The organism is uncultured Campylobacter sp. (assembly GCF_938045465.1).
Classification (GTDB): domain Bacteria; phylum Campylobacterota; class Campylobacteria; order Campylobacterales; family Campylobacteraceae; genus Campylobacter_B.
Genome location: NZ_CALIBF010000003.1, coordinates 1 through 25,877, shown reverse-complemented (window position 1 = coordinate 25,877; position 25,877 = coordinate 1). Strand labels below are relative to the sequence as shown.

At 45.5% G+C, this 25,877-nt stretch carries 19 protein-coding genes and 5 tRNA genes; 13 read left to right on the top strand and 11 right to left on the bottom strand.

Features of this window, described 5'->3' with window-relative positions; genetic code table 11:
* The first annotated feature begins 833 nt into the window (after positions 1–833).
* On the top strand, positions 834–1,283 hold the full coding sequence (locus tag Q0413_RS00165; RefSeq protein WP_298986060.1) for a hypothetical protein: 450 nt from the start codon (positions 834–836) through the stop codon (positions 1,281–1,283).
* 290 nt (positions 1,284–1,573) lie between these two features.
* Here Q0413_RS00165 and Q0413_RS00160 read toward each other — a convergent pair whose 3' ends face one another.
* The 7 genes from Q0413_RS00160 to Q0413_RS00130 all read right to left on the bottom strand — a co-directional run bounded on the left by Q0413_RS00160 (position 1,574) and on the right by Q0413_RS00130 (position 8,712).
* Complete coding sequence (locus Q0413_RS00160; protein WP_298986058.1) at positions 1,574–4,300, bottom strand: TonB-dependent receptor plug domain-containing protein; 2,727 nt, start codon at positions 4,298–4,300, stop codon at positions 1,574–1,576.
* Between the two features lie 329 nt (positions 4,301–4,629).
* Entirely contained in the window at positions 4,630–7,371 is a 2,742-nt protein-coding gene (locus Q0413_RS00155) for a pitrilysin family protein (RefSeq protein ID WP_298986056.1), read from the bottom strand.
* A gap of 740 nt (positions 7,372–8,111) precedes the next feature.
* Positions 8,112–8,199 (bottom strand) — tRNA-Ser (locus Q0413_RS00150).
* A gap of 58 nt (positions 8,200–8,257) precedes the next feature.
* A complete protein-coding gene (locus Q0413_RS00145; protein WP_177387338.1) occupies positions 8,258–8,413 on the bottom strand; it encodes a hypothetical protein in 156 nt (51 codons plus the stop codon).
* Positions 8,414–8,433: 20 nt separating this feature from the next.
* Positions 8,434–8,507: transfer RNA gene (locus Q0413_RS00140), tRNA-Cys, on the bottom strand.
* Between the two features lie 16 nt (positions 8,508–8,523).
* Positions 8,524–8,610 (bottom strand) — tRNA-Leu (locus Q0413_RS00135).
* 27 nt (positions 8,611–8,637) lie between these two features.
* Positions 8,638–8,712: transfer RNA gene (locus tag Q0413_RS00130), tRNA-Gly, on the bottom strand.
* Positions 8,713–8,847: 135 nt separating this feature from the next.
* On the opposite strand from Q0413_RS00130, the gene Q0413_RS00125 reads away from it, so the two are divergent.
* The 10 genes from Q0413_RS00125 (at position 8,848) to Q0413_RS00080 (ending at position 14,512) form a co-directional block, all read left to right on the top strand.
* Positions 8,848–8,923: transfer RNA gene (locus Q0413_RS00125), tRNA-Ala, on the top strand.
* Between the two features lie 185 nt (positions 8,924–9,108).
* Positions 9,109–9,276 (top strand): hypothetical protein, encoded by a 168-nt coding sequence (locus tag Q0413_RS00120; protein ID WP_298029106.1) that lies wholly within the window; start codon positions 9,109–9,111, stop codon positions 9,274–9,276.
* Positions 9,277–9,379: 103 nt separating this feature from the next.
* Positions 9,380–9,745 carry an Imm40 family immunity protein gene (gene imm40 / locus Q0413_RS00115; RefSeq protein ID WP_298986054.1) on the top strand — a complete coding sequence of 122 codons (366 nt, stop codon included), beginning with the start codon at positions 9,380–9,382 and terminating at the stop codon, positions 9,743–9,745.
* Positions 9,746–9,866: 121 nt separating this feature from the next.
* Positions 9,867–10,256 carry a hypothetical protein gene (locus Q0413_RS00110; protein ID WP_298986052.1) on the top strand — a complete coding sequence of 130 codons (390 nt, stop codon included), beginning with the start codon at positions 9,867–9,869 and terminating at the stop codon, positions 10,254–10,256.
* A gap of 106 nt (positions 10,257–10,362) precedes the next feature.
* Positions 10,363–11,103, top strand: a complete 741-nt coding sequence (locus Q0413_RS00105; RefSeq protein WP_298986050.1) for a hypothetical protein — start codon at positions 10,363–10,365, stop codon at positions 11,101–11,103.
* Positions 11,104–11,142: 39 nt separating this feature from the next.
* The gene (locus Q0413_RS00100; protein ID WP_298986048.1) at positions 11,143–11,532 is read left to right on the top strand and encodes a hypothetical protein; all 390 of its coding nucleotides are present in this window, start codon (positions 11,143–11,145) and stop codon (positions 11,530–11,532) included.
* A 67-nt stretch (positions 11,533–11,599) separates the two neighbouring features.
* Positions 11,600–12,076 (top strand): hypothetical protein, encoded by a 477-nt coding sequence (locus Q0413_RS00095; protein ID WP_298986046.1) that lies wholly within the window; start codon positions 11,600–11,602, stop codon positions 12,074–12,076.
* A 32-nt stretch (positions 12,077–12,108) separates the two neighbouring features.
* Entirely contained in the window at positions 12,109–12,630 is a 522-nt protein-coding gene (locus Q0413_RS00090) for a hypothetical protein (RefSeq protein ID WP_298986044.1), read from the top strand.
* Between the two features lie 332 nt (positions 12,631–12,962).
* The gene (locus Q0413_RS00085; RefSeq protein WP_298986042.1) at positions 12,963–13,259 is read left to right on the top strand and encodes a hypothetical protein; all 297 of its coding nucleotides are present in this window, start codon (positions 12,963–12,965) and stop codon (positions 13,257–13,259) included.
* Between the two features lie 338 nt (positions 13,260–13,597).
* Positions 13,598–14,512: a DUF3137 domain-containing protein gene (locus Q0413_RS00080; RefSeq protein ID WP_298986039.1), complete on the top strand. Its 915-nt coding sequence runs from the start codon at positions 13,598–13,600 to the stop codon at positions 14,510–14,512.
* A 208-nt stretch (positions 14,513–14,720) separates the two neighbouring features.
* Here Q0413_RS00080 and Q0413_RS00075 read toward each other — a convergent pair whose 3' ends face one another.
* Positions 14,721–17,093, bottom strand: coding sequence for a ribonucleoside-diphosphate reductase subunit alpha (locus tag Q0413_RS00075; RefSeq protein WP_298986036.1), 2,373 nt, complete (start codon positions 17,091–17,093; stop codon positions 14,721–14,723).
* A 370-nt stretch (positions 17,094–17,463) separates the two neighbouring features.
* Positions 17,464–18,912, bottom strand: coding sequence for a DUF945 family protein (locus Q0413_RS00070; protein ID WP_298986033.1), 1,449 nt, complete (start codon positions 18,910–18,912; stop codon positions 17,464–17,466).
* Between the two features lie 138 nt (positions 18,913–19,050).
* Between Q0413_RS00070 and Q0413_RS00065 the strand changes: the two genes are divergently transcribed.
* Both Q0413_RS00065 and recJ read left to right on the top strand, forming a co-directional pair.
* The gene (locus tag Q0413_RS00065) at positions 19,051–20,682 is read left to right on the top strand and encodes a CTP synthase (RefSeq protein WP_298986030.1); all 1,632 of its coding nucleotides are present in this window, start codon (positions 19,051–19,053) and stop codon (positions 20,680–20,682) included.
* Positions 20,672–22,252, top strand: coding sequence for a single-stranded-DNA-specific exonuclease RecJ (gene recJ / locus Q0413_RS00060; RefSeq protein WP_298986028.1), 1,581 nt, complete (start codon positions 20,672–20,674; stop codon positions 22,250–22,252). The genes Q0413_RS00065 and recJ overlap by 11 nt, the downstream gene beginning before the upstream one ends.
* Positions 22,253–22,696: 444 nt before the next feature.
* Here the strand turns inward: recJ and Q0413_RS00055 are convergent, their stop codons facing one another.
* Together Q0413_RS00055 and Q0413_RS00050 are read right to left on the bottom strand one after the other, a co-directional pair.
* Positions 22,697–23,026: a cupin domain-containing protein gene (locus tag Q0413_RS00055; protein WP_297881549.1), complete on the bottom strand. Its 330-nt coding sequence runs from the start codon at positions 23,024–23,026 to the stop codon at positions 22,697–22,699.
* A 66-nt stretch (positions 23,027–23,092) separates the two neighbouring features.
* Positions 23,093–25,877, bottom strand: a 2,785-nt coding sequence (locus Q0413_RS00050; RefSeq protein ID WP_298986026.1) for an NnrS family protein, incomplete at its 5' end; no start/stop codon positions are given.

Here is a 25,877-nt window from a genome sequence, read left to right as displayed (position 1 = left end):
AAGGAATTACTGGAAACGTTATTGCTGCAGGAATTTTATATCAACTTAAACTCATATTTTCATGAGAAAAAGGATTATAAAATCCAGCATTATACATTGCTATTCTGTCGTAAATACTTGAATGACCCAAAGTGGACAAATGCTAAAATTATTCATTCAAAAACGTGGAGCCGACACAATTAAAATGAATTATTATAGGATGGATGACCAAGCCTACGTCTGCGTAGCAGAGAGTATGCGATAATCATCTATTTTGATTGCCCGCTTATTTTAAAGAATATGAAAAAGAGGCGGGCGCTCGCTAGAGGAGCTTTGGAGCGAGGCGGATGAGTTTTACTGTTTTGATTTCGAGCCATGAGGCCTCGAAATTTCATGCGGCGGTGCGGCAAGCGTACACGGTACTGATAAATTTGAACTAAATAAAATTTTGAAAGGACGCAAACAGGCTCTGCTTGGGATTGCATTGCTAAGGCGTGCGACGAGGTCGGTAATTTAGTGCCACAAAAATGCCTGAGCCGCTAGCGACGAATTTAAAGGGAGAACAAATTTAATGCGAAATTTAAAAGACGAGCTGCAAAAATCGCAAAAGCTGCAGCCGCCGCAGTCCAAACAAAGTGCCGAGCGCCGAAATCCGCCGAAATTTGATAATAACCCCCTCGTCGTAAAAGACTACAACATAATAGTATTCTTTATTTATAATCTATTCTTCGCTCCCTTGGCGGTACCGGTGTTTCTGTATATAGGGGATATTTTTCCATACTATACGCCGTTTTTTTTCCGTAGCATTCGCCGTCGTGTCCTATCTCAACAGCGCCCATACGCGCTTTGTTCATTTGACGAATAGGAGCATCAACTACGTCAATAAAGGCAAAATCACGAAATCTATAAAATTTGATGAGATATCGCTCATAAAGCTCACCGCCACGCCGCTATTCGGACATATCGTGCCGGCTAGAAATTCCGCAGACATTGTGTTTTCGTTCATCGCGATAAGCGTTGCGTTTGCCGGATTTTTACAAAGCTTTAGAGGATTTATAATTTTTATGATGAGCGCGGCGGCATTGGTTTTGCCGTTTTTCATCGCCAAACTGATTTTTTCAAAGATCACGGAGGGGAAATTTAGCTTCCGTGCGATCGATACTTTGATCATCTACGACGGCAAGGGCGAATTTATCAGTTTTATGATGAGCGAAACGGATTTTGAAAGAGTTTGCCGCTACATGCTGAAAGAGCGGCAGATCAGCCCGTCAAAATTTCAAAAGCAGTTTGTGATATTTCAATGAAAGAGCCTATTAAGCGATATCGGCGTTAAAATTTAAAAAGCCGTTTCGGCTCCTTAAATTAGTTGCAAGTTAAATTTGTGCGTAAATTTTATAATTTCGCATACGTTAAAATTTTACGGCGTGCACGTTAAATCATACGATGCGCACGCTAAAAATTTTACAGCGCGGTACGAAATTTTAAGGAGCATGGCGTGAAATTTGAAATTTCGCAAAATGCCCTAAATTTTAAAAAATTTCACGAAATTTTGCGGAGCCGTGAAATTTTAAAAGCTCCGCAAATTTAGCTTATGCTACCACCGAATGCCCGCTTCCAGCCAAAACTGCCTGCCCGCCTCATAGACCAGATCGAGCGAGGTATCGCTGCTAAGCCTTGCTTTGTTGCGCTTATTTAGGACGTTGTAGATGTCTAAATTCGTAAAAAATTCCACCTCGCCCGCCATCTTTTTGGCGTATCCGATGCGCGCATCCCAGCTGTAGCTTTTGCCGAGATTTACCTTTTCGTATTTGTCATATCTGGCAGGATACTTGCCCGCAGGCGTCCTGCCCGTGCGAGCGATCGCTTCTTGCGAGCCTTTAAACGAGAGGAAGTTATTTACGCTGATGCCGTAGCTTGGAATTTTCGTGATGATATTTAGGCTCGCCGTCCAAGGCCTAGCGTAGTCCTGCGCCGGCAGCTCCGATAGCCTCATCAGCCTGCTGTCATATTCGACGATCTTTTCATCTTCAAGCGTTTCTCTATCAAGCGATATGTCGTAAAGGGTGTTGTTCGTTTTCATCTTGATGTGTTCAAAGCCTAGCTCAAAGCCATTTAGCGTACCGAAGGCCTCATAATCATCGATCGTTTTAACGCCGAAGGTTAAAATTTTATTTTCGCTTCTGCCGTCATTAGTAAAGGTTTGATAGTTGTTTTGGTAGTTCGGATTCGGCGCTAGACCTAGATCTCTTCGCGTAGATTTGATGATCTGATCCCTGCCCTTGCGGCTTACATATTTGCCGAAAAACTCAAAATTCCCAAGCTTTTGCTTTGCCCCAAATACCAGCTCATCCTCATAAGGTACCTTTAGCTCGTTAAATTTAGTTAGAGACGGGTCTTTTGGCAGTTGCGTCCAGTTTTGCGTATAGGCATTGCGCGGGCGCGTGTAGGTAGTGGCGAGCCCCTCTCGCCCCTCTCTTAATTTGTAGGTAAAGAGATTGCGTCCGTAGTAGCGGTTTGCACCGAAGCTAAGAATCGAATCGCCGTCGCCGAAAATATCGTAGTAGCTGTTAAATCTCGGCGCCGCAGTCGTTTGCTTCATATAATCATCCCTATTTAGTCTTACGCCCGGTCGCAAAGTAAGATCACCGATTTTTATCTCATCCTCCAGATAAACCGCCAAGCTCTTCATATCTACCTTAGTATTGCCCTTGTAATAGCTTTTTCGCGTAAAAAACTGGCCGATTCTACCACGCCTCGCAAAAGAATCGTCTATCGAGCAGAGCTCGTCATTCGGATCGCAAGCATTTACACCCGCAGGTAGCGGTGCTATTCCGCCAGCGGTCATAAACTCTTTTTTTACGTTAAATTTAGCCTCTTGCTTTTTAAACTCAAAGCCTGTGATAAATCTATGCTTGCTGCCGCCGAGATCAAATTCGTTAAACTCCAGATCCGCGTTGTATGAAAGGCTCTTTTGAGTCTGATCGAGATCCCCAAAGCCACCCTCTATCGCTGCGGCAGATAAAATTTTACTGCCCCAATTCTTTACGTTTGAGTATTGCCAAGCCCTGTAATATTCATTCTCGGCATCACGCGAACTCTCCAGCTTGCTGTAGGATAAAATTTGATTAAATCTAGCAAAATCGCCATCGTAGTCGGTTTTAAGCGCTAAATTTAAACCGCCCGATTTCATATCGGCGTAGGAGTCTTTGACGTGGTCGTTAAACATCTTGTTTCGCTCGGGCGCGTAAGTTACGCTAGGCGTTATAGTTAGGCGGTCACTTGCATACCAAAGCGCTTTTAGAAAGTAGTTGTCAATATTTCGCCTCTGAACTCGCTCGGTGATGGTCGTATCGGCGTTGTATCTTCTGTCATAGGCCTTGAGCGGAATTTTACTTCTAGTGTTGGTGTAGCCGAACATCAAGCCCAGATCTTCGGTAACGGTGCCCTCTAAATTTAATCTCGTGATCCACTTATCAAATCTCGGCTGATTTAGCGGCGTAGCGGAGTTTTCAAAGCTCTGTTCATCGCCGTAGATATGGTATCTAGTCCAGCTATCCTCGGTGTGCTGCATCGAAAACTTGCCGTGAAAGCCCGCGCGCGGATCTCGCGTCTTAGCCTCCACTACGCCGCCGGTAAATCCGCCGTATTTTGCCGAGACGCCGCTATCGTGCACCTCTACGCTTCGTAAAAAATCGCTATCGATCGCCATACCTTGCGAGACGGAATTCATCGTATCAAACGCCGAGAAGCGCGTAGGATTGCCGCCGGGATTTCTAGCGGGATCGAGATCATTATTCATATTCGCGCCGTCGAGCATAAAGTTATTTTGCCAATACTTCGCGCCGTTGATGCTTATGTTTGCGGGGCTGATCTCGCCGAGCGTCGTGCTCTGGCGGTTCGTGGAGCTGAATTGCACGTTTGGATTGGTGCGCAAAAGCTGCACGAAGTCGCCGTTGCCGCTAGGCATCGACTCGATCATCGTCCTGCTTATCTTTTGCGTACCGCCGTAGCTATCGCCGACGCTCGTCAGGCTCGAGTCGATGTTGCCGACGACGACTATTTCGGGAAATTTATAACTATTTATCGCCGCAGCGGAGCTCTGCGCGCCTGGGTTTTCTTTGGTAGAAACGCTTCTTGTTGCGTTATTTTCAGACGAATCCTGCGCGATGCTTAGACTGCAAAGGCACGCCGCGACTATTAAGGAGCGTGCAAGCCCCTCCCCGCAGCGATTTTGAGTGGATTTCTCGCCTTTTACGGAAGCGGAATAATTGCGGCCTGCGCCGCTTTTACATGGCTTACAGGCCCAAAAACCGACAATCATTTTTTCTCCTTTTTTTGAAAATAAAAATTAAGACTGAGAAAATTTAGCCAATAATATTTTAAATTTCAATAAAAGTGATAACAATTATACGACTTATGCAATCAATAGAAAAAATGTAACAAAATAGCGATATATCAGTAAAGTAATTTCATTCTACAATAAAATTTATCTAAAATCTATGCACGGCACAGATGGGTTTAATTGAGTTTTATTCTTGGGTATATTTTTAAAGCACGTAAATTTACGGCGCTGAAATTTGCCGTGCAAGCGCCGTTAATTTAAACGCGCCAAATAAATTTAACGAGCAAAATTTAGATGCGTCCAGCCTGCTAAAATTTCGGCGCATTTATCCTCACGGTTTCATCGGTGTCAAAAATATATGTCTGCGCCGCCTCCGCGATATCCTTCGGCGAGATGGAATTTACGATCGTTTCAAAGGTCTTAAAATCGGCGATCTCCTCATCCCAAAGCGCGTATTTTACGAGCGCGTCATTCCAAAACTCGGGGCTTTCGCGAGCGGTACGAGCCGTGATGATCTGAGATTTTTTAAAATTTTCAAGATGTCGCGCTACGTCCGATCCGCCGCCTGCGATCTCTGCAAAAATTTCCCTGATTGCGGATAAAATTTGATCCGTATTTTGCGGCGCGCAGGAAAACGAAATATGAAGGCTAGAGTGCTCGTACGGGATGCGGCTTAGGCTCGAAGCGACCGAAAAGCCGTAAGTGCGCCCCTCATCCTCTCTGATACGCTCTCTAAGGGCCTCCTGAAGCACCGAAGCTAGGGCTGAAATTTTAATTGCATTTTCAAGCGAGTGCGGAGCGGATCTGTTTATCGCGGTAAGCGCGACGTCGCTTCTAGGGGAGTTTTGATAGTTGCGCATAAAAACGTGCCGTCCGCTTAAGCTGCGAATTCCGTCGTCTTTAAAATCCTCGCGTTCGCCGCGAGCGGGCAGGTTCGCCAGATACTTTTTTATGAGGGCTTCGGCGTCTTTTAACTCAAAATCGCCGCTAAGTACGAAGGTGTAGGATGCGGCGTTGCTAAATTTATCATAGACGATCTTTTTTAGCTCATCTGCGTTAAGCGCTTTGATCTGCGCGGCGCTTAGAGGGCGCATTCGCTCATTGCCGCCGTAAAAAAACTCGCTAAATTCCCTGCTAAATTTATACCCGGGCAGCTTCTCGTTTCGCGCAAGCTCGTCGAGCGATTTTATCTTTAAATTTTGCAGCGCTTTCTCGTCCGTGCGCGGAGAGCTAAGCTCTAAGTTTATCGCTTCCAGCAGCCATTTTAGATCCTGCGAGCCGCAGCTTCCGTAAAATCCGTGAGAGAATGCGGAGATATTTTTGCGGTAATTCACCTGCCGCCCGCTTAAAATTTGCGAAATTTCATAATTGTTAAACTCGCCCGCACCGCTTTCGTTTGCAAGCATTGCGGCAAAACTGCCGAGCCCTGGATGCGCCAGATTGGACATTCCGCCTCTGCTTACCGCAGCAAACGAGATGAAATCCTTGCGCGTCTTAAGCGGCTTTAAGATCACGGTCGCGTTATTTTCAAGCAGGTAGGTATAAAATTTAAATCGCGGCTCAAAGCTCTTGCTTAAAATTTTGCCCTCAGGCAGGTTTTTAGAAAGCAAGCTACCCGGCAGCTTTTTATGCGCGACATGCGTATTTATCGCCTTAGCGCCGCTTTGCAGCTTTTTAAATTTAGCCTCGTCCAGATTATATCCGGAGCCGCTAAAGACGCTTGCGTGCACCTCGCTTAGATCCGTAAGGCGCCTAAATTCTAAATTTAGCTCCTCTAGGCTGATCTCGCGCAGCAGCTTTATGTCCAAATCCCGCTGTTTTGCGGCGCTAGGCAGGATGGCTCCTGATTTTACGGCATGAAGAATCTCTCTTGCAAAAAACGCGGAATTCGCGCTTTTTTTGCGCTCAAAGACGCTGTGCCGCGAGCTGATCAAAGCATCCTTCGCAAGGGCGAAATCGCGCGCATCAAAGCCGCTATCTCGCAAGCCTTTGATTAGCCCGAGCGCCTGCGAGATCGCGCCGTCAAAATCTCCGCCCAAAACGGCGACGTCAAAGCTATAGATCGTTTTTTGAAACTGTAAATTCGACCTGGAAAAATTAACTCGCAGCAGCGCGCCTTCGCTAGCTTTTGCCCTCTCATAAATCGTAGAGATGAGGCTTGAGATAAGCTCGCTTTTTAAAATTTTTCTCGCATTCTCCTCGCTACTTGGGGGCGCAAATTCCTCCCAAAACGAAATTTTGACGGAATTTAGCGACGTTTCGTTCGTATCGTAATTGTAAATTTTCAAACCCTGTCTAGGCGGAATGCCCATATCCGGGCGGGCGTAGGAGTTTGTATTTTTAAGAGGCGAAAAATTTTGCTCTAGCAGTTTTAAAATTTTATCCCTTTTAAAATCGCCCACGGCTATAAATTTCATAGACCTGGGCTGGTAAATTTTTTGATAAAGCTCCTTGATTCGCTGCGCGCTTACGGATTTTACGACCGCCATATCGCCGATCGGCGCGCGATCAAAATACGCGCTGCCGCCGTAAAGCTCCTCATCCATCCGCTCGTAAAGCCTCGCGATCGGCGTATCGCGGCTACGCACCTCCTCGATTATGACGCCTCTTTCTTTTACGAGCTCTAGCGGATTAAACTCCACTCCGTCCGCAATCGAAGCAAAAATTTTAAAAACGTCCTTTAAATTTTCTTCGCTAACGGCAATGTTAAGCGTGTAGATCGTGCTGTCGTAGCCCGTCTGCGCATTTACGTCGGCGCCGAATTTCACGCCCAGGCTCTGTAGCTTTTTGATAAGCTCGTTTTTGCTAAAATCGCGACTTCCGTTAAAGGACATATGCTCGATAAAGTGCACAAGCCCGCGCTCATTAGGGTCCTCGTCGATCGAGCCCGCATCCACGATCAGATAGAAAACGGCGGAATTTTTAGGCACGGAATTTTCTAAAATATAGTATTTAAGCCCGTTTGGCAGCGATCCTCGCAGGACGGCTTCGTCCCACTCAAGCGCAAAAGCCCCTGCACAAAGCAGTAAAAATAGTAAAATTTTTCGCATTTAAGCCTTTCAATTTTCTAGTAAAATTCGCTCGCAGATATTTTTGCAGACTTTTCTCTTTCGCCTTATCAAGCTGCCCGCCTGCGCTATTCTGCGCTATTTTTTAGATTTGCTCGCTTCGACCCGTCAGTCTGCGATATCTCTTAGGCTTGCTTACTTTTAACTTGGCTGCTCGCCTGTTTGCTGTGCCAACCCCGGTCCGCTTCGCAAGCTTACCGGCTCTGGCCCCATACCGAGCAGCTGCTCTCATTTTGTGCATCGCCCAAATCGGCAAATGCATTGATATTTATCTGCGCGACGGCACGGCAGTACGGCGGCGCGCTCGCGCAAGATAAATTTTGAAATTTACTTGCACCCAGTCTAAATTTAAAAAGCGCGAGTCGGTAAATTTTAAAATTTTGCGCCTCGCGCGGCGGGCTGCCAGACTTTGAAATTCCATAGCTAAATTTTGCAATTATCTTTCACAGTCGCTTTTATTGCAAAACAGACAAACCATTTAAATTTTACATCGCCCTATTCTCGTTACGCACTGTTTTAGCACGGATTAATCAAACAAGCCATTGACGCACAATCTTGGCTTCTTCGCCGCATGACGTTTTGGTGCTCCGATTATAAACGCGCCGCCCTAAACTGCCGTTTGCTACAGGATAAAATTTTAGCCTAAAGAGCATTAAATGAAAATTAGTATAAATAAAATGTGAAATTTTGAAGTTAAAATGGAATTTCGGATTAGATTAAAATGGCCGGGAGATAGGGATTCGAACCCCAGGAGGCTTTCACCTCAACGGTTTTCAAGACCGCCGCTTTCGACCGCTCAGCCATCTCCCGATTAAGGGCGGGTAGACCCCGCCGAAAGTTCGCGCAGATCAAGACCTGCGCGCGCAATTTATTCGGTTTTTTCTCCGACCCACTCGGCGCCGTTGTGAACCTTTTCTTTGGTCCATTGAGCCGCGTTGTGCGAATCCTCTTTTACGCCGTGCCAAGTATTAGAGCACCCGCTAAAAACCATCAATGCCAAAAGAGCCGCTAGTATGTATCTCATAATAACTCCTTTTTAGGATCTGGAGGCGACACCCGGATTCGAACCGGGGATCAAAGCTTTGCAGGCTCATGCCTTACCACTTGGCTATGTCGCCGCGCCGGCTTATTAGGTGGTGCCCGGAGCCGGACTTGAACCGGCACGGAAAAAATTCCGAGGGATTTTAAGTCCCTTGCGTCTACCGATTCCGCCATCCGGGCACGTTTAATACAAAACAGAATGTAAAATGGAGCGGGAAACGAGAGTCGAACTCGCGACATCAACCATGGCAAGGTTGCGCTCTACCACTGAGCTATTCCCGCGCAAAGAAATGAAATATTACCCAATGCAAGCTTAAAATTTCATTTTATAGCGGCTTTTGCGAAGAAAATTTTGTCACAGCGCCTGAATTTAAAAATTTTGTAAGTAAAATAATGTAAAATTACAAAATCTTTATTGGGGTTATAGCTCAGCTGGGAGAGCGCTTGAATGGCATTCAAGAGGTCGGCGGTTCGATCCCGCTTAACTCCACCATTTAAGCTATTTTAAAGCTTTAATCACTTCTTTTAAATCTCTTTTACTTCCTTTAAATACCGATATCTATGGCTTTTAGTAATTTTGATTATTTTTGTTTCTTTTTATGTTATAATTGTTTTAGAATAATTCAGTTAGTTATTAGGTTAGTTAAAACCTATTATGTCAGTTTTACAGAAAGAGCAATGATATCGTCTAAAAGCCCTTTTACGTATATATTACATAAAACCAAAAACGGCATAAGCGAGAGCTATATCGCAAAAATCATTAAGATGAACGAAAAATATATACCTCCATCTTTTGACGAGCGCGATGCAAATACGATAAAGTATAGTGATATTTTAGAATTTTGAACCAAAATAATCCGAGTTCTAGTCGTCTCGAAACGCTTCATCGCCTAATAAACGATATAGAAAAGTCTTTGCAATAAATTAAATTTTAATGGAAGGAGAGATTATGTCAGTTGAAGAAGATGGCGCGGCGTTTATAGATGAAGATTACGTAAATATCGTACCGCAGGATCTACTAGAGCGCGGTATACGTTTAAGGGAAGAGTACGGAATTTATGATATTGCTTGGAGATTTGACGATGTAATGGAGGTGCTAAAAATCACAAGAGGCAAAGGTATGATTATCCTAGGAGGAGACGTATATCGCCTAAACGGTAATGAGCCCATAATCACATATGACAACTGGTGTACCGAAGAGGAAGATGACAATGCATTCGAAGTGGCGATCGAATATATCACTAATTATCGCGCCAGAAACGGAGATGATTTTGCATACTGCCCGGTCATTAGCCCCGGGCGGGTGTCCAAATGAAAATTTTAGCTTCCAATGCAGAATATGCTGGTTTTGCTCATATTCTGATAAATATAAAATGTGTGTCAAACTAAATGACAATATGTGCGTAGATGGGATATAAAAGATTTTAGGAGTAGCTTTGAAAGGCAACAAAGTAGTTTTAATACTATCGATCGAAAGCGATAGGGATCTATCCGAAACAATAAGCAGCAACGGCATATCTGCAACAAAAGTCTGGCAAAAAGGAGATTTGAAACTAAAAGGTTCTATTTTAAAATACAGAAATTTTGGCTTTAGCATAGAGGAAAAATTTTATGATATACCTTTTGCGGGAGATCTAATTAGAAAATTTTTAGCAGATATAAATGTCGCGAGGAGTATAAAATTACAAAGCGTGAAAAAGCTGCTAAGAGTCTTAGTTTACAGTTATAATAGCTTGCCCGGTCTATATTATAATGCAAATTTACTGAAACTATTAGCAGATAATAATGTGGATTTGGACAACGACATATACTGCCTAGATGGATAAATTTGAATCTTGAGCGAGACGTATTTATCGATGAAATTCTTGGACTTTGATTGGATAAAAGGCGACAAACCGTCCTTGGAATTTCATATAAGGATAATTTAAAACCATGAAACCGGTAAGAATTGTAATGACGATATTTTTTATTATTCTATCGTCTTTAAATTTTCATAAGCTATTGACGGAGGGCGGTTATCGCGGAGGGAAAGTCTATGTCGTAGCCACAACCCAATCCGTCATTATGCAACCACTACTTATCATAGGATTGATCCTGTATTTGATATATCTGATAAGAGTAAAAGAGTATTATAAGCTGGGCTCAAATTTTACGCTTTCTAAAAAGAAGAACAAAATGAACTTATCGAATAGAATAAAGGCGCTAAAGGCGCGGCTTAAACTGCAAAAGCCGGAAATTATAACAAATCCTGTACAAAAGGATGAGCTTGTCGAGCAAGATCTGTGCGGTAAAGATCTGTGCGATTTAGACCATAGCACGATCAAACTTTTATCGGGAGATTTGAGTGTCTTTAATGACTATGCTTTCAGGTATTATATCCTGGATTTTATTGATTTTTACGAGCGCTTCGGCGATGAGGAGGTTATAGAGGATATGTTCATTCAAGCACTTGCACCGCCTATGCGGCGGGCGCGAGCGAAACAATTTAGCAGAGATGAGGTAAAAATAATCATAGATTTTTTGCAAAAAAATTATGAAGACATTACAAGAATTACGCATTCCAAGAAATATAAAAAGTTAAAACTCTATGAACAAGATGAAATTTATATACCATTCAAACATTTTGAAAAGGAGATAAAAAGCGCTATAAAATTTTGGAGAAAAGTATTATAATGGAATTTTATAAGGGTAAAAATTTATAAGGATTGGCAAATGCGCTTAATAGAGACTGATTTGGGCAAATATGAGGAATATATCTATTTCTTTATAGAGAAAAACAGGGCGTATTTTAACGCCTACCAAGAACAGATATTTCCTTTCGATATGGAGTACATACCTAGCTTATTGTGGCTGCTTGCATCTTTTGCAGAAACTACGATTAAAATTTTTGATGATTTGGACGAAAAGACAAGAAATGAAATTTTCGATTTTGTGGAAAAGGGAGCGGCAAGCGAAGACGAATATATCGGCACGGCGTTTTGCACCGGCTTTGTTGAGACAATTGTAAATATTGCGAAAGAAGACGAATATAATATAATTAGCAAATATTTTAGAGATGAAACACAAGAATACGCCGCCGCTTGGATGAAATTTGGCGAGTAATGACAAGAAATTTTAAGAAGAATTTGCATAATATCACGCAGCAAAAGGGCTTTGAAGGGTGGCGGCAATGATAAAAAGCATTATAGACCCCACTAATTTCGATATAGAATTTAGAAAAATAAGCAGAAATAAAAGGGGCATAGCCGGATCGAGAATAGATTTTGAAAATATCGATGTAGAGGCCAAAATTAGGCTAGTTATGTTTTTAATTTCAAAGGCAAGCCACTTAGATAGCATAGTTTATAAAATTCTTTTTTGGGAAAGAGATGAGAAAATAGAAGAATATCTTCTTAAAAATATGAAGGGGCAATACACAAAAGCCAAGCCTTATAAAAACGGTGCCAGAGCGGGCGTTATTTTTATAAAAGAAAAGGCGCTTGAGCCAAATTTTTTGAGATCCATACTGCTGCGCCATTTTAATTTTGAGCTGGCAAAAGAGCCCTCTTTGAACATTAGAGTTCAGTTAGCCGTAAACAATAAAGAGAAATTTTCGATTTTATTTGATATATACGATGACCGAGGCTGCTATGTGTATTACTTTTAAAATTTTAAATGAAAATATTTAAGGAAAGAGATATGGCAATTTGGCAATGTGAGTTTTTTATTCTACCTAAAAGCGATACATACGATCTGCAATACGACCGGCAATGTAGCAATATAAAGCTCTTTGAAGACGATAAGTATTGGAAAAAAGCAAAGATCAAAAAAGAGATATTTTCTGAAATTTCGCATCTATTAAAGCCCGAAAAATCTTGGTCTAACGAAATTGATCTATACGAAAGCGAAAACGGCAATCGCTTAGAGGTACTTTTTGATGCTAATAATATAATAGAGTCCGTTACATTTCGTATCGATTTTAGATCCGAGTACGAGGCCGTATTAAGGGGCATAATATCATTGTGCGAGAAAAACGGTTTTTGCATTATAGATGGCAATTTAAATAATTTAAAATTATCCTTTAATGCTATAAAAGAGACAATCGACAAATCCAAAAATAAAGAATTTTTTACAGAACTTGTTAAAAATAATATAATAGACGATAAAAACGAACCGCCTATCATAGAGGCCGTAGATGATTTCAAATTTAAGGACGATTAAAAATGATTGTAAAATGTATAAAAGAAGATAGGCATGAGTATCTGGGATTAAATAGAACCTATTTTGTTTATGGCATTCAATACATAAATGAGGAGATGCATTATTGTATATTACCGTATGAAGGAATTTGGTATTGGAGTCAATTTGGTGCTGAATATTTTCAAATAATAGATGAAACGATACCTACGAATTGGAAATTTGGGATGTACGGGGAATATTTTAGATGCTTTACCGCGTCTTAAGAAGAGGCCGCAATCGATGAAGATCATTATGGAAAGCTTATTGACGGAGTCCCAATAGAAGAGGAAATTTTTAGGAAGAGAAGAGCCGAGATGATCGATGATGTATATAATACCCATATCATCAAGGATCTTAACCGCTTCATATATGATCTAAGCCCTAACCTATCGGTACAGATGAATATTGCAAATAAAATGCTGGATATAGAGATACCAGATGCAAACGCTGAGGCCAAACATCGCAAAATGAATATTTTAAAGGATGACGGATATAGCTGGTATTTGATCGAATCAGACGTAAGCACCTTTAAAGCCAATGCTACTAATGATTATTTAAGACCCGTATTAAAATATCTTAAATTGTGGCTAGGCAGAAAGAATTTTAGATAACCGGGCAGAAAGGTTTAATACGGCAAGCGCGATCGATAAAGAAATTTTTATAAAAATTTTGAATGAAGATATTAATGTATGGCGCCCGGTAAAGGCTGTTCAAATCGCGCAATATATTTTTAAAATTACCGATACGACGAAATTTGAATCCGAACTGGATGAAATTTTAGAATTCAAACAGGGCGATATTGTAAAATGTAGAGAAAAAGACGGCGATTTCTATGCTTTTGAGCTATTATAAAAACCCGCCTTATAAATAGCGACACGCTTATCATATGGCTTGATTTAATCCCATTTTTCGCTATAATGAGCGTCAAATTTCACTCACGGGGATAGCGATGAGCCTTGTTTCTTACGAATTAAAAAAGCAAAAACTAGATGGAGCGCGCAATGTGGCGCTTTGGAAGGCGCGTGGCAGCGTGGTGGTAGTAGTACTGGCGCTATTTATCGCTATGCGCAAGGATTTCGGAGATTTCTCGTTCCTATTTTTATTAGTGTTGCTGGCTCTTGCTTATCCTGCTTACAAATACCTAGCCGTGCGTATTTCGCGTAAATTTGAAGCGCTCAGTGAAGAGGCCTTCAAAAACGAATTTTTGCTTTGGATCGCAAAGGAGCTGCGTCTTACCTTTCAGCCTTTTGGCGCGTTTTTACTCGATGAAATTTACAAAAATCCGCTCCGTAAAGAGGCAAATCTATGCACTTGCAAGCACGCGATAGTGGGCAAGACGCCCGAATTTGGTATAAAAATCGGCGACATCTGCCTAAGCCGCGATTTCGATAAAAACAGAGAAAATCGGGTATTTGAGCTGGATAAAATTTTGCATCTTAAAAAAAAGGACGATACTGCGATTTTCGACGGACTTTTTGCAAAATTCGATTTTAGCGAGACTTTCGATAGTAAAATTTTAGTTGTGCCGCGCGGAGAATTTATATTCGGCGCATCGGATCTGAAGCTGCTCAAAGATAGCCCCCATTTAAGCGCGTCGTTTGACGTATATCTAAACAACCCCGCCGCCGCCGCATTTTTGCAGAACAAAAAAATTTTAGAAAATATGCAGACGATCACTCTAAATTTGTTCGGTAAAACCGAGCTTTATCTGGGCGAAAACAGCCTCGTAATCGGCGTTGAAAATAGCGAAATTTTCAAATCTGCGCCGAGCTCGCAAAGCGCAAAACTGCTCGAAAGTCTAAACAAAATGATCGAGATCGCTAAAATTTTTGCCTATCTTAAAAAGCTCGGGCAGGTGGAATAATCTACGCTTTAAATTTGAGCGAGCGCCGTTGAAACAATTTGGTTCTTGCGAAGGCTGCGCTTTTTTGCTCGTCCGTTATTAAATCAAACTACTTCGAAAGGCAAAGAATTCTTTAATAAGCGCTTTCGCTTTGCTATCGACCTGAGCCGCTCAAATTTTACAAAAATTTTATAGCGGCTCTTAAAAAATTCCAAAATCTTTCAAAATTTTACTGACACCCTTCGCACTCGATTGAGCGGTCTGCGACGTTGTTTAGCTTCTCGCTATCTGGGCTTTCGGAGCGCAGGTAGTAGGTCGATTTTAGCCCCAGCTGCCACGCGAGCGTGTAAATTTCGCTCAGATAACCGCCGCTTGCCTTATCCAGGCTCATGAAGATATTTAGGCTCTGACCTTGGTCGATCCATTTTTGGCGGATGGCGCCCGCCTTTACTAGCAGGCGCTGATCGAGCTCGTACGCAGGCACGTACGCCTGCCACGTTTTCGGGCTTAAATTCGGCACGACGACCGGGATCATGCCGCTTAGATTGTGCTCGAACCATTTGCGCTTATACACCGGCTCGATCGTCTGCGTGGTGCCTACGAGTATGCTGATACTCGATGTCGGCGCGATCGCCATCAGGTAGCCGTTTCGCATGCCGTCGCGCTTTACTTTCTCGCGCAGCCCGTCCCAGTCGCAGCTGCTCTGCTCAAAAAGCCCGCCGCGCTTAACGAGCGCTTTGGCGCTCTCGTTCGCTAAATCGATCGGGAAAATTCCTTCGCTCCACTTCGAGCCCGCGAAATCAGGGTATCTGCCCTTTTCTACGGCTAAATTTGAACTTGCTTTGATCGCGTTAAAGCTCACGTTTTCCATTATCCTATCGATCAGCTCGAAGTGCTCGTAGCTGCCCCACTTCACGCCGCGCTCGGCCAGCATCTGCGCCTCGCCCATTACGCCGAGCCCTATCGCGCGCGTTTTTAGATTGGTGTGTTTGACCTTGGCGTGCGGGTAAAAATTTAGATCGATGACGTTATCGAGCATCCGCACGGCGATCGGCATCACGCGAGCTATCTCCTCGCGGCTGTTGATTTTGCTTAAATTTACGCTTGCGAGGTTACAAACTGCCGTCGCGCCCTCGCTGCAGCCCTTTTCTACGATAAAAATTTCTTTGCCGCCCAGCGTGTCTAGCGCGGTGATCTTTTTCGCCTTTTTTACGATGCCCGCGTCGGTCGCCACATCTTCGTTTTCCTCAAACAGCTTCTCGTCGCCGTCGGCAAATACGACTTTGATTTTGTAGTGGTTCGGCGCCGTGTTTTGAAAGATCTCGGTGCATAAATTTGAGCTCCTGATTAAGCCTTGATGCGCGTTTGGGTTGATGCGGTTGGCGTTATCTTTGAAGCATAAAAAGGGCATTCCGGTCTCAAAATAGCTCGTTAAAATTTTCTTCCAAAGCTCCTTTGCCAGGATGGTAGATTTTGAAATTTTATCGTCGGCCTCGTACTGCTCGTAGCGCGCTTCAAATTCCGCGCCATATAGATCGCTTAGATCGCTTACCTCTGCAGGATCGAAGAGCGTCCACTTCTCGCCGCTTTGAAGTCTTTTCATAAACAGATCGTTTATCCACAGCGCGGGGAAAATTTCATGCGCGCGGCGCCTCTCCTCGCCCGAGTTTTTGCGCAGATCAAGGAAGTCGCTCACGTCCATATGCCACGGCTCGATATACACGGCGATAGCGCCCTTGCGCGTGCCCAGCTGATCGACGGCGACGGCGATGTCGTTCGTGATCTTTAAAAATGGGATGATGCCGCCCGCGGCGTTTTTATGTCCGTCGATGCTGCCGCCCATTGCGCGCACCTTGCACCAGTCCCAGCCGATACCGCCGCCGAATTTGCTCAGAAGCGCCATCTCCTTGTAGCTATCGAAAATCCCCTCGATATTATCGGGCGTGCTTCCCACGTAGCAGCTGCTTAGCTGATGTCGCGTCGTGCGGGCGTTTGAGAGCGTAGGGGTCGCGAGCATGACTTCAAATTTAGATATGAGATCGTAAAATTTCTTCGCCCAGCTCTGGCAATCAAGCTCGTTTTGCGCAAGGAACATCGCGATCGCCATAAACATCTGCTGCGGAAGCTCGATCGGCGCGCCGCTTTTATCCTTGATGAGGTAGCGATCGTAAAGCGTTTTGATGCCTAGGTAGTTAAACTGCAAATCGCGCTGCGGCTGCAAGTAAGAATTTAGATCCTCTAGATCGTATTTTTCCTTAAGCCCGAGCATTATGCGGCCCGCCGCCTCGCCGCGAGCGAAGTAATCTTTTAGACTGTTGTAGCCGCTAAAGCCCGTTACTTTGTGATATAGATCGTATAAAAATAACCGCGCGGCGACAAAGGTCCAGTTCGGGCGGTCCACGTCGATCTTTTCGACCGCGGTTTTGATGAGGGTTTGTTGGATCTCCTCCGTGGTGATCATATCGCGAAACTGGATCTTTGCGTCTACCTCAAGCTCGCTAAGGCTTACGTTTTCCAGCCCCTCCACTGCCTCGCTCGTATATTTTTTGATCTTGCTTACGTCAAGTTCCTCGGTTCTGCCGTTGCGTTTGATTACTTTCATATCGTTCCTTGAAATTTAAAAATGCAAATTTAGCGTTAGTTTCCCAATATAAAATACGTCGTCAAAAGAGGCGGCATAATAAATGCCTCAAATCCGCCGTCTTTTAAATTTACGCTAGCTGCGCTGCAAAATCGCGCATTATAGCCAAAATTGCTTAAGTCTATCTGTCATTATTTTGGCTTATAGATTTTAAAATTTAACGAAGCGGGCGGAAACGATGCGGTAAAATTTGAGCGAAATTTTATGGTAGCGGCACGAAATTCTGCAGGTAAAAATTTACGCAAAGCTTTGCGAAATTTTGCGCCGAAAAAGTAAGAAACAAAAAGAGCTTTGCGGGTAGATTTAAAATTTACCCGCAAAGCTTTAAAATTTAATTGTGCGGTAGCGGGATGGGCTTTCCGTTTAAGATCATAGAGTTGCTTGCCTTATCGAAGCTAAACTCCATCTTAACCCCATCTCCATCAGGCTTAAGAAACTGCGAGCCGTAAACTTCCGCCATCGGCGCAAAATCGCGCAGGCTGTCATAAGGCGATAGGAAGTCCGTGATGGTCGTATTTATCGTAGCTTTGCCGTCCAAGCTCATGCGCTTAAAAAGCTGCGTCTCGTCGATGTAGCCGCCTACTAGCGCGCTTGCGTTAAAAGCAAATTTCTTGCCGAGGCTATTTTCAAACGAAAAATCACTCACGTTGATTTTCATATCATCTTTTAACAACTTCATAAAAAGCTCTTTATTTTCCGCTAATTTTTCGCCTTCTTGCGGATTTGAGATAACAGACAGATATTTTTCGAAAAGTGCGGCGCTAAAGCTGGTATCGACGCCTAAATGGATGTTTCGCACTAGCACATCGGCGATTTTTAGGCTTTGGGCTTTATCACTTTCGTTGAAATTTAAAATTCCATCTTTTACGCGGTAGCTACCTTCCGTGCTCATATCCGTAACTACGACGAAGCGCTGCTTATCTACAGTTACGACGAGCTCTTTTGTGCTGCCTGCAAAATCTATGTCATTCAAAAAGAGCTTGGTTATATTATCGTCTAGATCTTGGATACCGTTTTTAAAGTTTGCCTCATAGATAAGATCCTTTATATCAAGACCCGAATCCTTGCCGTCGTCTATAAAAATTTCACCGATTTTAAAGCCCAAGGCTTTTATCGTTTTGCCGCTCATATCGCTCGTGCCGTTTAGGCTAAGGCCTGCAAGACGTCCTATTTCACCATCTTCGAGCACATTTATATCGGCTAGCTTTGCGCTAAATTTAACCTCAGTAGGCCCGTAGTTTAGATGCGTACTAAGCGGCGCGTCAGTCTTAAACAGCTTCTTGCAAGGCTCCGCGTAATATGGCGTCTTAATCGTTAAAATTCCGTCGCTCTCAAATCCATCCGCAGCGTTTTTTACGCTATGCTTAATAGTGTAGTCATAGCGAAAAGCAAAATCTTCCGGGAAAATTTTAGCAGGATCCGGCTCGTCCGTATCGTTGCTATCTTGCGCGCCTGCTTTTTCCTTTAGCTTGTTAAAGCCTTCAGCAAGGCTTTTTTGTAGTTTCTCTTTTTTTACTACGCCTTCGATAAAGCCGCTTGAGTTGCTATCGCCCGGGTAAAATTTGGCGCTCGTAGTCTCAAAAATATCGTTTCTAGCAATAAATTCCGCAATCTGCTGCTCAATCGCCGCACCGGCGCTCTTACCCACCGCGCCGTCGACGGTTTTGGTAATACCGTCGTTTATGGTTTTTGCAACGCCCGATTTTGCGTCTTTGGTTGCAAAAAATACGCCCGCGATCAACGCTAAAATGACTACTAAAGCCGCGATGATCTTTTTCATCGTCATCTCCTTTTAAATAAAATTTATTCAACCATATATTTTGCCGTAAATTCTTAAAATTTTCAAATTCTAGCTTAGTGTGATTTAACCTAAAAAAAGTTATAATTGCAATATTAATATCAAAATTTAGGAAAACCTATGGCAAAGCAAACGAAATATATTTTCGTGACGGGGGGCGTTCTGAGCTCGCTGGGTAAGGGCATTGCGGCGGCGTCGATCGCGACGCTTTTAAAGCACGCGGGGCAAAAGGTGCGCATCCTAAAGGCGGATCCTTATATCAACGTCGATCCGGGCACCATGAGCCCGCTGGAGCACGGAGAGGTTTTCGTCACCGACGACGGCGCGGAGACCGATCTGGATTTGGGGCACTACGAGCGATTCTTGGATGAAAATTTAAGCCAAGACAACAACTTCACCACGGGCAAAGTTTACAGCTCCGTCATCGAAAAGGAGCGCAGGGGCGATTATCTGGGCAAGACGATCCAGGTGATCCCTCACATCGTAGGCGAGATCGTGCGCCGTATAAAAAAGGCGGGCGAGGGCAACGACGTGCTGATCGTCGAGATCGGAGGCACCGTGGGCGACATCGAGGGGCTGCCGTTTTTAGAGGCGATCCGCGCGATGAGAGTGGAGCTGGGTAGGGTAAATACGATGAATATCCACCTCACGCTCGTGCCTTTCATCAAGGTAGCGGGCGAGCTCAAAACCAAGCCCACGCAGCACAGCGTAGGCGAGCTGCGCCGCATCGGTATCAGCCCCGATATGATAATCTGCCGCTCCGAAATGCCGCTAAATCGCGCGCTTAAAGACAAGATCGCGCTAAGCTGCGGCGTGGATAAAAACTGCGTCATCGAAAGCCCCGATAGCGCGAGCATCTATCAGATCCCGCTTGCGTTTTTGAAACAGGATATTTTAACGCCGATCGCGGAGACTTTAAGCTTAAACAAGCTCGAAGTCGATATGAGCAACTGGGACAGCCTAGTTAAGCGCGTTATCGTGCCTACGAACGAAACCACGATTGCCTTCGTCGGCAAATATATCGATCTGAAAGAAAGCTACAAATCCCTCACCGAGGGGATCATCCACGCGGGCGCCACGCTTGATACGCGGATAAATTTGAAGTGGATCGACAGCGAAAAAATTGAAGCAAGCAATGTGGATGAAATTTTCCGCGACGTAAACGGAATTTTGGTCGCAGGCGGCTTCGGCTCGCGCGGGGTAGAGGGTAAAATTTTAGCCATAAACTACGCGCGGGTGCGCAAGGTGCCGTTTTTGGGTATCTGCTTGGGGATGCAGCTTGCGATGGTGGAGTTTGCGCGCAATGTCTTAAAATTAAAGAACGCCAACTCTGCAGAATTTGACCCGCAGACCGAAGATCCGGTGATCTACCTCATCGACAGCTTTATCGACGCAAGCGGCAAAAAGCAGATCCGCACGCACAAATCCCCTATGGGCGGTACTATGCGGCTGGGCGGCTATGACTGCGACGTCAAAAAGGGCTCGCTTTTGGGTAAAATTTACGGCGAGCAAAAAATCATCCGCGAGCGCCACCGCCACCGCTACGAAGCCAATCCGAAGTACCGCGCCGAGTTTGAAAAGCACGGTCTTATCGTCTGCGGCGAGAGCGACGGGCTTATCGAAGCGGTCGAGCTAAAAAACCATCCGTTTTTTCTGGGCGTGCAGTTTCACCCGGAATTTACCAGCCGTCTAGTGCGCCCAAATCCCGCTATTTTGGGCTTTATCGAAGCATCCATAAAAAATGCTAGGTAAAAACGAGATAAGGGAAATTCTAAAATCGAGATTTGCGAACGATCGGCATACTAAAATTTCTGAAATTCCCTTACCCTGCGATCTGAAAGATACCTATAAGGCGGCTTTGCGCATAAAAACTGCCATCGAAGAAAACCAGCGCATAGCCGTAGTCGGCGATTACGACGTCGACGGTATCGTAAGCACCGTCATAATGAGCGATTTTTTCAATCAAATAGGCGCGGATTACGTTATCAAGATCCCAAACCGCTTCACCGACGGATACGGGCTAAACAGCGAGATCATAGGCGAGCTTGAGGACGTTGATCTCATCATCACCGTAGATAACGGCACCTCCGCGACGGAAGCCGCCGAAATTTGCGCCCAAAAAGGGATCGATCTCATCATCACCGATCACCACATGCCTCCGCCCGTGCTGCCTAGAGCTTATGCGATAATCAATCCGAAGCAGCCTGATTGTACCTTCCCGAATATCGAAATTTGCGGCGCGCAGGTGGCCTGGTATCTCGTGGGAGCGCTAAAAGAAACCCTCGGCGTGAACTACGATATGGCAAGCTCGATGGATATCCTCATCATCGCCATAATCGCCGATATGATGGAGCTGCGCGATATGAACCGCGCGCTTTTGCGCTTCGGCATCAAGCGGCTAAATAGCTCGAACCGCGCCTGCTTCAAGGCGATTAAGGAGCATTATTTTAAAAAGCACTTCGAATTTGACGATATCAGCTACACGATCGCGCCGCTAATCAACTGCACGGGGCGGATGGACGATGCGACGATGTCGTATAACTTCCTATGCGCCAAAAATATCAGAGAGGCAAACCACTACCTAGAGACGATAAATTCCATCAACAACTCGCGCAAAGAGGAGGAGAAAAGCCTTTACGACGAGATCGTAAAAAGCGTCGATCCGAGCGACAACGTCATCGTCGTGTGGGGTCCGCAGTGGCACGAAGGGATCATCGGCATCGTCGCAAGCCGCCTAAGCAAGACCTACAAAAAGCCCGCGATCGTCTTTAGCGTAAGCGACTCGCGCGCCAAAGGAAGCGCGCGCAGCATCGGTAAATTTGACATTTTAGAGCTGATCTCTTCGCAAAGCGAAATTTTAACGACCTTCGGCGGACACAAGGGCGCTGCGGGCGTGGGGATCGATCCTGCGCTACTTCAGGAGTTTAAGCGGCGCGTAAATGAGCGTATAACGCCTAAGGATCTGAGCGATTTTAGCGCGCAAGACGATCTGCTGGGCGAGCTGGACGCGTCGCAGATAGACTTCGAGCTGCTTGAAATTTTAGAATTTTACGAGCCGTACGGGCAGAAAAATCCGCGCCCGCTCTTTTGTATCAAAGGCGCGCGCGCGCGCAACATCAGAGAGATCGGCAAGGAGGGCAAGCATATCAAAATGGCGCTTGATAAAAACGGCGGCAGCGTCGAGGCGCTATTTTTCAACTACGACTTTTTGCCGCGCGCCGGCGAGCGGGTGGACGTGATCTTTACGATTAGCAAAAACAACTTCCGCGGCACGATCACGCCAGAGCTCATCATCAAGGAGCTAAGCCCGAGCGAGAGTTAAATTTTAAAATTTAGGCCGGCTTGGTGTGCATTTCGCGCCGGACACAGCCTTTAAATTTAACTCTCGATCTGTGAGCTAGGCGCGTATTGCGCACTCGGCGGGTTTGCCCTGCTACAGCGCCCGTCTGCTCTACTCGCCCGATATGTATTGCGCGCCCGGCGCGGCTTTGAAATTTAACGCGCGAGCTCAAGCGTGCGATTTCGGGGCTCGGCACGGCGCGCAAACGCGATGTGTTATCTCTAGCTCCCGCACGGTTTGCAAAACAGACGAAATTTTTTAGCGCTGTAAAAGTAAAATTTAAACGTTTCTAAATTTTAAAATTTTGCGAGGGCGAGCGGGAACGGTCTGAAACAGACAGAAGGGCCCTGCAAATGGAATTTCGGATAAAATTTTATGAAGCGGCGGGCTAAATTTTAAAATTTGACCCGCCCTTAAGCTTAGGGGCTAAAAAACCACCACTAAAAACCACTTAAACGGCGCGGGTGCCGAGATCGCATGCGGCAAGCCCGCAGGCATTACGATGCTTTGCCCCGCTTTTACGCGGTGCTTCTGCCCGTCGATCGTGAAATCGCCCTCGCCCTCAAGCACGTAAACGAACGCGTCGCCGTCGGATTTGTGCGAGCTGATCTCCTCGCCGCCGTCGAAGGCAAAAAGCGTCATATTCAGCGCAGGATTTTGCGCGAGGGTGCGCGAAATCACCTTATGAGGGGATACTTCGACTAGCGAAGCAAGCTCTACGGCCTTAGCGGCGTCGATATTTTTGATATGTTGCATAAGTTCTCCTTGAAATGAAATTTGATCGATTTTAGCTAAAATTTAGCAAGCTCGCTTTGATGATTATCAATCCGGATCCGCGCTGAAAGGATTTTTCAGAAAGATCGGAACGAAATTTATCAGATATAGCGCGACCGCGGCGATGAAAAGCACCGATGGGATCATCACGTATAAAACAAAGCTCTCGCCCGCAAAAACGGCTCTTAAAGCCCCCGCGAGTAGAGCTAAAACGAGCGCCGCGCGGCTTAGGCGCGGGAAGTTTAGCGGCGAAATTCCGCTGTGGCGCTGGCCGGCGATCATCCCTACGAAAAGTATCGCTCCATACATATAGCAGATCGCGATGACGTGCAGCGGCGCGACAGCGTATCCCCCGCGTATCAGCTCCCAGCCCAGCCACGCATAGCCCGCCGCGCACGCAGCCTGCAACGCGTAGTAAAACGCCATATAGTGGCGGCTTAGAATTTCGGCGTAGTGCAGCTCGCGAAGTTTCGCCAAAAACAAAAATCCGATGCCAAGCGCGATAAACCCGCACGTCGCCTCGCTTAAAAATGGGCTCGCGAGCGCCAAAGCGAAGGCGAGGAAAGCGGCTAAATTTTTGTAGATAAAATTTGGAATAAAAACGGCGTCCTTCAGCCCGCCCTCTCTTAACGCTTCGTTGCCGATAACGACGCTTATGCGGTAGCTTACGACGGCGATTGCCGCGACGTTGATATGCACGAAGCTAAGCAAAAACTTCTCATCTCCGCTCGCGCCGTAGGCCGCAGAGCAGGCGCAAAACGCCGCAAGGACTGCCAGGATGCTAAAATTATTCGAGTTTTTATCCAGCCACAAAAGCCGCGCCGCAAAGATGAAAAATATCGCCCAAAACAGCGCCGTAATCGCCGCCGCCGCGCGTAAGTTTAAAAAGCTCGCGATAAAAGCCGCGATCAGGCAGGCGGCAAAGGCAAGCGAGACGGGCTTTAGCGAGCCCTCGAAGTTCGTCCAATCGGGCAGCGCGGTAAGCAAAAATGCCGCGTAGATGCACGAAGGCGCCAAAAATAGAAAGTAAAACTTATGAGCGCCGACATAATCGATCGCCAGCGCATCGGGTGCTAGGAAGCTAAGCGCGCCCAGCGCCGCAAAAAAGCAGGCGCAAAGAACGAAGGCGCGCATCGGATGGGAGAAAAAATTCCTCGCGCGCTCGTCTTTAAATTTAGGCGCGTAAAAGCCTAGCTCTTGCCGCTGCGCCGGGCAGGGCTCGGAATTTTTGAGCTCCTGCGACGAGACAGGCTCGGTTTGGTTTTGCGTGGAGTTAGCTTTGGAATTCCGATCGGAATTTTTAGAGCTTTGCGAGAAGTTCTGAACAGAATTTGGTTCGGCGCTTCCGCCGTTTTGTGAGAAATCCCACGCGAAATTTTGATTTTTAAAGCTTTGCGCGGAAGTGGGTTTGGAGTTTTGACTTTGATCTGAATTCTTGGCGCTTTGTAAGAAGCTTAGCGGGAAATTCCGTTCGGAATTTTTAATGTTTTGCGAGAAACTCGGTTTGGAATTTAGCTCGTAGCTTCTGCCACTTTGCGAAAAAGCCTGAGTGGAATTTTTATCATAGCTTTTACAATTTTGTGAAAAATCCTGCGTGGAATTTTGATTTTTAAAGTCTCGCGCGGGCTCTGCCTCTAAATTTCGATTGGAATTTTTAGCGCTCTGCGGGAATTTCGGCTCAAGATTTCGGTCGTAATTTTTGACGCTCTGCGAGAAGCTTGGCTCAAAATTTCGGCCCGAATTCCTGAAGCCTTGCATAGACCCGGCTTCCCTGCCGCGAGCGGAATTCCAAAAATTTTGTATAAAATTTAAAGCGGAAATTTTGAAATTTTGCGCAGGCTCCGTTTCTAAGCTCCAAGTAAAATCTTTAAAATTTTCTGCAAAATCGGGGGCGAAACGTTTAAAATTTTGTGCGACTTCGCAGCCTCTGTGCCGGAGGCCAGATCCGCACGGTATGCCGGCCGCGCTCTCAAAGTAAAATCTACGCGGCGCGAGAATTTTACTTTCAAAGCCTAGTCTGCGCAGCACACGGGTTTCGTGCCCAAAATTCGTCAAATTGCGCGGCTCGGCGCTCTTATCGGCACCTTCGCCTGCGCGGATTTGCTTTTTTAAATTTGCAAATTGTAGCGCGGCGAGGTTAAATTTCTTCAAATTTACAGAGCCAAAATTCTTAAAATCGCGCGCGACATGTAAATTTAAAAAATTCCGCACTGCACAAAACGTGTCTAGAGCGGGATTTTGCTCGCTACCTAGCCCACTTGCATCGCAAAACAGCGAGCGGTAGGTACTAAAAACGGCTTTTTGAGCGCTGAACTGCGCGCTCAATCCACAAGCATCAAAACCGCAACGTAGAAAGGCGTCTCGGTTCGCGCCAAATTTGCAGTACAAATGGATGTCCTGCTTCGTGCCAACGCGCTGTAAGCAAATGCCTGCATTGAAGTTGCGCTGCGAGCGTCCGTTCATACTAGATTGCAAACGATCGCTCCTGCTAGAGCTGCGTCGCAAACGATCGTTCGCGCTGGGATCGCGGCGCGAGTGGACATCTCGGTTCGCGTCAACGCATCGTAAGCAAGCGCCCACGCTAGAGCTATACCGCGAGTAAGTACTTTCGTTAGAGCCGCAGTATGTATCGCTGCTAAATTTCGTCGAATTTTGCGCTGCAAAATCGCAGCAAACTGCGCCGTTCAAGAGCACGCTCACGATGTAATCGCAGTTCGCACGGCTGCACAGTTCGTATTTCGGTGCGATAAAACCACGGCGCCCTGTATCCTGTGTGAGGCTGTGTCTGCCCGCGCCGACATCGATACATCCAGAACCCCGCAAAAGCTCGCGC